This window comes from Plantactinospora solaniradicis, assembly GCF_042658085.1.
In the GTDB taxonomy this organism is placed as follows: domain Bacteria; phylum Actinomycetota; class Actinomycetes; order Mycobacteriales; family Micromonosporaceae; genus Plantactinospora; species Plantactinospora solaniradicis.
On record NZ_JBHSPR010000124.1, the window covers coordinates 1 to 7,672 of the forward strand.

8 protein-coding genes are annotated in these 7,672 nt (G+C 65.8%); 5 read left to right on the forward strand and 3 right to left on the reverse strand.

Annotated elements, in window-relative coordinates:
- Positions 1–206 precede the first annotated feature (206 nt).
- Together ACFP2T_RS47580 and ACFP2T_RS47585 are read right to left on the reverse strand one after the other, a co-directional pair.
- The gene (locus ACFP2T_RS47580) at positions 207–482 is read right to left on the reverse strand and encodes a hypothetical protein (protein ID WP_377434616.1); all 276 of its coding nucleotides are present in this window, start codon (positions 480–482) and stop codon (positions 207–209) included.
- Positions 483–806: 324 nt separating this feature from the next.
- Positions 807–1,169, reverse strand: coding sequence for an Lrp/AsnC family transcriptional regulator (locus ACFP2T_RS47585; protein ID WP_377434619.1), 363 nt, complete (start codon positions 1,167–1,169; stop codon positions 807–809).
- Between the two features lie 117 nt (positions 1,170–1,286).
- Between ACFP2T_RS47585 and ACFP2T_RS47590 the strand changes: the two genes are divergently transcribed.
- The 5 genes from ACFP2T_RS47590 to ACFP2T_RS47610 all read left to right on the forward strand — a co-directional run bounded on the left by ACFP2T_RS47590 (position 1,287) and on the right by ACFP2T_RS47610 (position 4,609).
- Complete coding sequence (locus ACFP2T_RS47590) at positions 1,287–1,871, forward strand: dihydrofolate reductase family protein (RefSeq protein ID WP_377434622.1); 585 nt, start codon at positions 1,287–1,289, stop codon at positions 1,869–1,871.
- Between the two features lie 17 nt (positions 1,872–1,888).
- On the forward strand, positions 1,889–2,278 hold the full coding sequence (locus ACFP2T_RS47595) for a hypothetical protein (protein WP_377434625.1): 390 nt from the start codon (positions 1,889–1,891) through the stop codon (positions 2,276–2,278).
- Positions 2,279–2,478: 200 nt separating this feature from the next.
- Entirely contained in the window at positions 2,479–2,796 is a 318-nt protein-coding gene (locus ACFP2T_RS47600) for a 2-phosphosulfolactate phosphatase (RefSeq protein ID WP_377434634.1), read from the forward strand.
- Positions 2,718–3,074 (forward strand): hypothetical protein, encoded by a 357-nt coding sequence (locus ACFP2T_RS47605; protein ID WP_377434637.1) that lies wholly within the window; start codon positions 2,718–2,720, stop codon positions 3,072–3,074. The genes ACFP2T_RS47600 and ACFP2T_RS47605 overlap by 79 nt, the downstream gene beginning before the upstream one ends.
- Before the next feature lie 653 nt (positions 3,075–3,727).
- A complete protein-coding gene (locus ACFP2T_RS47610; protein ID WP_377434628.1) occupies positions 3,728–4,609 on the forward strand; it encodes a hypothetical protein in 882 nt (293 codons plus the stop codon).
- 609 nt (positions 4,610–5,218) lie between these two features.
- Here ACFP2T_RS47610 and ACFP2T_RS47615 read toward each other — a convergent pair.
- Positions 5,219–7,363 carry an NACHT domain-containing protein gene (locus ACFP2T_RS47615; protein WP_377434631.1) on the reverse strand — a complete coding sequence of 715 codons (2,145 nt, stop codon included), beginning with the start codon at positions 7,361–7,363 and terminating at the stop codon, positions 5,219–5,221.
- Positions 7,364–7,672: the final 309 nt, after the last annotated feature.

Below are 7,672 nucleotides of genomic sequence, written 5' to 3' on the forward strand. Positions count from 1 at the left end.
CCAGCGAGGGGGTCAAAGTTCGGCCGGAGCAGAGGGGGCAAACTTCAGCCGGCGTTGACAGCCGCAGACTCATCCGGAAACCTCTGGCTCCACCGAACACCGGCAACACCGAGGCAGTAACGCGTCCGGACGGGTCCACAGCGTGGCTCGTCATCCATCACCGGTGGGACGGCCGGGCTTCGCTGGAACGGCGACCGGGTCCTTGATTAGCGTTCCCGTTCGTGTAGCTCCGCCAAGCGGGCGCGCACCTCGGGGCTGATCGGGATCGTCTGCGCCACTGCCGCGCACAGTGACAGGGCGGTGATGAAGTGGACGCAGGTGGGGCAGTTGTCGCTCTCGCACGTCGCGGCGTGGGCTCGCGACGCCTCGACGGTCCACGAGTGCATACGACCCATCGCCCACGACATGCCGCCGTGCCGGCCCGTGACCTGCTGCAGGAAGTAGTCTGTCTGGACTGGGTCAGGCAGCATGTGCTCCGGCATCGCGATCTCCCTTGATCGGCGGCGAGTCTCCTGTCTATCGCGGCCGGTCGCGGGTTGCCGTCGGGTCCGACGGCAGTCTGCGGCGCCGGACGCGCACGTCCGGCGACGGTCGGGTGATCTACCGTCACCGATACGACCGAGCCGACCCTCGCCGAGGAGCGGGCTCCTGTCGCCTAGGTCAACATCGTGACTGCTCGACGCCGAACTGACGCAGCACGTCTCCCGCAATTCGGGTCTGACGCACCCCGTCCCGGTGGCAGCGGCGCGTCGGTGACGAGACTGCGCGGGAATCTGGTGTTGACCGCGGGATAGCTGGTGGTGGCGCTATCGACGGTTCAGGTTCGTGGGGTGCGTGTGGGTAGGACGCCGCTGGTGCGTATGGGATCGAGTACGAACAGCGTGGTGTAACGGCGGACGTTGGGGGCTTCGTTGGTGTTGGCGGGATTCGCGTTCGAGCGTCACCAGGCACACGGCAAGCAGCACCGTGGGTAGCCGGTTCGGGTCGAGCATCGTGACCTGCCGTGCGATCACGCCGTGCTTGTGGCAGCGGTCGATCCGCCGTTTGACGGCGCTGGGCGACAGGGCGACCAAGTCGCCAAGTTCGCGCAGGGTCCGACCTGAGTCGCGCTGGAGAAGGTCGAGCAGTTCATGGTCGACGTCGTCCAGGGCGAGGGTCACCTTGGGCACGCAATAATTTTGCGTCACAGCGGCAGAGTTCTCAATCGAGAACAGCGTGATCGCGGCTAGCGTCGGCGGCGAAAATGCGGTGGCCGCGAGGCCACGGCGACGACAAGGAGCGGGTTCATGTCCTCTGCAGTGCTGTACATGTCGGTGTCCCTCGACGGCTACATCGCGGGACCCAACGACGGCCCGGAAAAGCCTGGTGGTGACGGAGCAGCGGTTGAGCGGCTACACGCTTGGGGCTTCACTGCGGATGGTGACGTCCGGCGGTCCGGGCCGGCTGGCGAGATGAACGACGCCATGGAAGCGACCGGTGCGGTGGTCGCGGGGCGCCGTACGGTGGAGCAGGTCGATCACTGGAAAGGTGATCATCACGGCGTGCCGATCTTCGTGCCCAGCCACCGGCCGCCGGACCCTTCGGTGGTCAACTATCCGCTGGTGACGTATGTAAGTGACGGGATCGCCGACGCGGTGGCACGAGCGAAGGCCGCGGCGGGAGACCGGGACGTGATGGTGCACGGTGCATACACGGCGCAACACGCGATCGACGCCGGCGTACTCGATGAGATCCAGATCCACCAGATTCCGGTGCTCCTCGGTGCCGGCCGTCGACTCTTCGACGGTCTGCTCTCGCGTACCGAGTTGGAGATCGTACGGGTGATCGATACTCCGGAAGCGACGCACATCCGCTACCGCATCCTCCACTGACCCGGAAGGAAGACGTCGTGGCGTGCACGATCATGGGGGCCGTCGTCTCCCTAGACGGTTTCATCGCGGACGAAAGGGGTGCGGTCGGCCCCCTCTTCGACTGGTACGGCAACGGTGAAACAGAGTGGCGGTGGTCCACAAGCCAGGACCAGCCGTGCCGCACCACCCAGGCCTCAAAGGACTTTGTGCATGCGGTGAACCCGCAGATCGGCGCTGTCGTGATCGGCCGGAAGCTGTTCGACCAGACGAACGGATGGAGCGTCGTGCCTGCCGCCGGAGAGCACGTATTCGTGGTCACTCATAGCCCGCCCACCGACTGGGGCATCGATCGATTATCAGGCATGCAGCGCCTGCTTCAGATGGGGACGAGCCGGAGACTACGGCGAGAAACCATGATCACCGGGTGAACAGACCGCATGCTCGACGTACTCATCTGCCGCCGGGCGTGCGCGGCGGCAGGTGGGGGTGCTATCACGCACCGTAGGGTGCGTCGCGATCGCCCGGCGACCGGACATGTCGATGAGAGCGCGGCCGGTCGTGTCTCGGAAATATTCTTGCAGGTAGGACTTTTTACGGTAGAGAATCGCGTGCTGTGTCGATCGTCGGTATGGATGCAGAGGTCCCGACCAACACTGTCGTCATCGTCATCGACGTCATCCGTGCCTTCACGACAGCTGCGGTTGCCTTCGAGCGTGGCGCAACGGAAATAGTCTGCGCGCCGTCGGTTGAGGTCGGCCGAGATCTCCGGCGGCTGCACCCCGCAACCTCGACGACCTCAAGCACTTCCTGCCCCGTATCCTGGAGATCGTCGCGACTGAGGGCTTCGACTTCCTCGACCTTGAGGTGGTGTACGGACACCTCGCCTACGGCTCCTTCGCCACCTGGCCGGCCAACGAGCGTGCGGCGGTACGCGACCTGGCGATGACTCACTGGAGGACAGCCCTTGCCGAGGGCGTGCACCTGGTCCACTTCGAGCCGGTCCTGACCGGCATCATGCTGATCGAGGACGATCTCACTTCTTACCTGGAGTACTGGGAACGCTCGGACGATGCGATTACGCTGGCCAACCTGGCCGAGTACGCGCGGGAGGTCGGGCGGATCCGCGCCGGGGAGCGCGACTGGAACCCGTACTCACCGTTGGGAAGCCGGACGGACCGTACGGCGCAGTCAGACCGGGTCCCGGACAAGCGCTCGCGTGGCTGACGGGCTCAGACCTCGCGGCGCGACTGGCGGCACGCCGCGTAACGCTGTCCGGCCCGGAAGCCGGGGCCGCGCTCGAAGAGACGCTTCAGGCCGTCGGTGGCCCACGCCCCTGAATCGACATCCGCACCAGCCACACCCCCCGACGATCATCGATGGTCGTGCCTGTTCAGCCGGATGGCTCCCGTACGCTGATCTGCCGGCCATAGACCACCACGCCGCCCGGCCGCTGATGCGTCGCGGCGACAACAAACTGATCTCCTAATCACCCTTGGGGCGGATTTGAGGGGCCGCCGGTGCGGGCGATAGCCAAGTGGACAGTGCGTATCCCCTGGTCGTCGTGGGTTTCTCTCCCGGCGACGACATCGCCTCGGCCCAGCCGGCCACGCTCGCCCGGCAAACGCGGCCGGCTGGTTCGGACCCGCGGCGGGCCTCGCACGCCGGGAGGCCCGGCTGTTCGGCGCCCCGGATCGCCGACCGCCGAATGCCGCGTCTTCCCGGTCCCGCTCATTGACAGGCGGGGCGAGAATCGGGCTCGACCGGATCGCGCGGAGTCGAACAGGTCTCAAGAACCCCGGAGATTCGCATTGCACCGAAACCGGCCACCGGAACAAGGCTCGACGATGCCGTCTGACACCTCGGACGAGGGCTGGAGGATGCGCGCGAGCGGGCTGTTCGCGCCGGCGACAGCGGAGCGTCCAACCCCTGCCGAGGAGGTCGGAACCAGGAGCTTCGATCTACTGTCGTATGCCCTCGGCGTCGTACCCCTGCTGGTGCCGATCGTCGCGATCACGCTGATGGGAGACCCTGCCGTCCTGCGTGTGGTGCTGTGGCAGGGAAATTTGGTGGCACTGTTCATCGCGACATTGCAACCATTCCTCCCACTCGTCCTCGGAGTGACGACATTTGTCGTGGTCCGCCGGTCGCTGCGGAAATCCCTTCGCTCGGCCGCGCTGCTGTCAATTCCGCCGGCGCTGGCGCTGCTCTTCTTCGTACCCGTCGGCCTGGCCCTCGTCGAACTGGGGATTGCCGCCGCACTCTGGACGGCGGTCTGGTGGCACGGCCACGGGCAGCCTGTCCGCCGGCCGTACCTCATCGCCGGACTCGTCCTGGCTCTGTGCGGGACCGTGGCGCCCGTGCTCCTCCTGTGGAACCACGGCATGCAGACGGGCTCGCAGCTCATCGCCCCACGCACGCTGTACGGTCTGCCGCGCGAGGTCGCCGTCGAGAAGGACGGCACCGTCTGGGTCTACTACCTGGTCTCGTCGGACGAACGCTTCACCACCGTCATCACCGGCACGCCGAGGGGTGTGCGCAACATCAGAACCCAGGACGTCACGGATCGCCTGCCTTGCCGCCATCGCGAGAGCACCGCCGGTCGTAGCCTGCACGGACATCTCGTCGGCGAGGCGAACGGGGGTACCGCCTACTGCGGCGACCTGGCCTCCTGCCTGCGGGCCGTGCCACAGCCGACCGCCCGCCACGAACGCACCGTGATCGACGGCTGCATTCGGGAGGCGAAGCTGCGGGTTCCCTAGCGCGGCCACGGGTGCCGGGATGGGGTCGGTGCGCGACGACCGGGAAGCTGACGCTGCTCGGCGCGGCTCCCCTCGCCGTTTCGCGAACCCTGTGTCGAACGAGAACTCGGTCTGGGCTACGCGGCCTGTTCGTACTCGTTGATCAACCCGTGGACCACCTTCCTGCGCCGTACCCGGATCAGCTACCTTCGCCGGAAGGCTGTCCTGATCAGGTGGGCATTGCCTGCGGCCTGGTGCGGCCGATGCCCGTTGTATTGGGCCAGGTATTCGCCCAGTACGGCGAGCCTGCGGGGTGTTGTAGATCAGGATCCGGTCCAGGCATTCCCGCCGGACCGCCGACGACGGTCTGTCGCGGCCATGACCTCGATCCTGCGCAGGGCCAGATGAGAGCCACACGACCAGCGTGGGCAGCCGATGTGAGAGCGACGGCCCGGGCGCCTGGACCAAGCCTGGCCGGGCCACGGTCCTACCCGCGATGAAACAAGCAGCCGATGTGAGTCTGGTCCACGTTGGGCGCATTAGTTCGAGAGATTGATCGTGCCATATCAAGAAAGCTCGGCGGGTGCGTTACTCGAATTGGGCGATAGCGGGTCCGCCAGGGTTCCCTAATTAATGCCGGGAGCGGTCGCGCTGGCGGCGATGGTGTCTCTGCTCGTGGCCCATCAACGCTAGATGTTCCTGGAGCCGGGAATGACGGAACTGATACACAGCCCCGACCTGTCGTAGCACCCCTCGTCGATGAGCGTCCTCCAAAAAACGCATCAACGACCAGGGAACCTGCCCTCGAACGCCGAGCCAGCATTGGGCTATGACGAATCTCGCCCACGCACTGCCCGTCCCGGGGCGGAGGCCAACCACGCCTATGTGGCGCGAGACGCGGTCATACAAGAGCCGGGGAGCCAGTCCGAGCCCGACCCCGGAGAAAAGGCCGAGCATCAGCGCGGCGGCTGGCCCAGGTATCGGTACCGGTAGAGCCGCCATACCGCTCCCGTACGCAAGACCAACGATTACCCCACCCACAAGCCCAATTGCCAGGAAGACCGTTCGGTCATCACGGAGCGTCGAGTGAGGGTCGAGAAGTTCGCCCTCTGCGACCTTGGCTCCGAATCCGAACAGCAAGCCGGATCCCAGCGCGAAACCGAGTCCTATCAGCAGACTGGATTGCAGCGTGAGCCCGGATGTCAGCCCGTGCACGTACCCAACGGCGAGCCCGCCAAGCAGACTGATCAACAGCCGCCACAACCGGAATCGCATACGGCTCGGCGAACCATCAGAAAACCACAACCCGGCCGGGATCCCAAACCCGAGCGTGAAGCCAAGCCACGCCAGGATTCCGGACGACCTTTCGAAGACCACTCCCATTCCGATCCCAAAACCGAGCCCCATACCCGAGCCAAAGATGAACCCGAGAGCCGGCTTATAGTGAGGAACGGCACGGATAAGCCGCCACCAGGCCAGATCAGACGTGCCCTGCCGACCTAGATGCCAGGCCAGGAATGACAGCCAACGCTCGGACTTTCCGAGCGGGTACGCGGACGGCGGTACGTGCGCGGGACTGTCGCTCCAAACGGGTTCCTGTCTGTAGACGGCGGGAAGGTAGGCGTTCAGCAGACGAGTCTCGATGGCGGCCGGGTCAGAGTGGCCGAGCAAATCGGACGGATCGGTGCTGGGAGACGTATAAGCCGTTCGGGCCAGGTACACCATCAACGGGGTAGAAAGCGTCTGTGCCAACGCCCCTTCGGGGTGATCGCTCAGTTCCGTGATTACCAATGCCCACCTACGTGGACCATCGGGTTGTCCCGCCGGTAGGTACTCGATCGCATCCGCGGCCATGACGGGCGCGATCTCCACCACTGCCGCGCGACCCAATGGATTGCCAATCGCATCTATCGCGGCCTGATATTCATCAGCCCGGCAGGTTACTACCAGGGGACGACGCTGCCCCACCGCGTCTGTCAACGCCCTGACAGCGGCGACGTGCACGCCGTTGGGCATCTCATCCAATCCGTCCAGGATCGGAAGGACACGACCCTGATCTACTAGCCGCGTTGCCGGACTCGGACCATACCGGCCGCGCTCACGAAGAAACGGATACTGTTCGACGAGGCAACCGGCCAGCCAGGTATCAAAGTGTTGCTGGCGCGGATTCCACGACGCGAGGGTCAGCAGAACCGGCACCGGCTCCCCCGGCGTCCACTCTCGGCACAGCCCGATGGTCAGCAGGACCGCAAGGGCCGACTTGCCCGACCCCGGTCCGCCGAGGACCACCAACTGTCGTGAGGGAAGCTGCCGCAATGCTGCCACTGTTGCGGTCACGTCGCCATGCATCCGCAGTCGTGTCGGCTTCCCCGCGACTACACCAGGGCCGATGACCTCTCCGGCTGACGGCGCGACCAGACGCGTGGTCGACGACCAGCGGACTCGCAGCGCCGCCGGACGTAGCAGCCGTATCGCCGCCTCTCGCTCCCACTGTCGCCCGACAAGACGGGCAAGGTCCTCGGTTGCGGCAGCCAGCATGACCGAGGGATCGGTCGACACGCTCGACGAACGCCAGCTGAACCGCATAGCCGTGACGCTGACCACGAGACCCACGGCCGTCAGTATCAGGCTGCCGATACTGGCCAGCTTGTCCGTTCGGTCCAGCCGCTGCTCGGGACCAAGGGCCAGGAAACCGAAGAGCGCTGTTGCGGCTAGGACAAAGGCGGCTCCAGCGAGCCATTGCCACGACTTCCACCGGTTGTCGAGATGCCCCACCGCGTCATCATCGCTGGCCGACGCAACCGTGACACCATGCGCGCAGTGAAGCGGCGAGCCGCAGTGGAGACCTCGTCAGCTGCCAGCCAGCCCACCGAAACACGCCGACGGAGATCGCGATGTCTACTGGCACGGCACGGACATCCTGATCAACGCCCCCTGCCCGGGCTTGGCCGCAACCGAGGCTAGACCCTGCTTCTCAAGCTGTGCACCCACATGCCGCAGACCGCGACCTACGCAGCGTGTCCTTCCGAGCGACGCGATCCACGGCAGGTGTCCTGTCCAGGGCGGCGACGACTCGGCCGGGCG

What these genes read in the sequence shown, in the direction of transcription:
- ACFP2T_RS47610 (WP_377434628.1), top strand. Translation starts at nt 3,728, where the DNA reads ATGCGCGCGAGCGGGCTGTTCGCGCCGGCGACAGCGGAGCGTCCAACC.
- ACFP2T_RS47580 (WP_377434616.1), bottom strand. Translation starts at nt 482, where the DNA reads ATGCCGGAGCACATGCTGCCTGACCCAGTCCAGACAGACTACTTCCTG.
- ACFP2T_RS47590 (WP_377434622.1), top strand. Translation starts at nt 1,287, where the DNA reads ATGTCCTCTGCAGTGCTGTACATGTCGGTGTCCCTCGACGGCTACATC.
- ACFP2T_RS47600 (WP_377434634.1), top strand. Translation starts at nt 2,479, where the DNA reads ATGGATGCAGAGGTCCCGACCAACACTGTCGTCATCGTCATCGACGTC.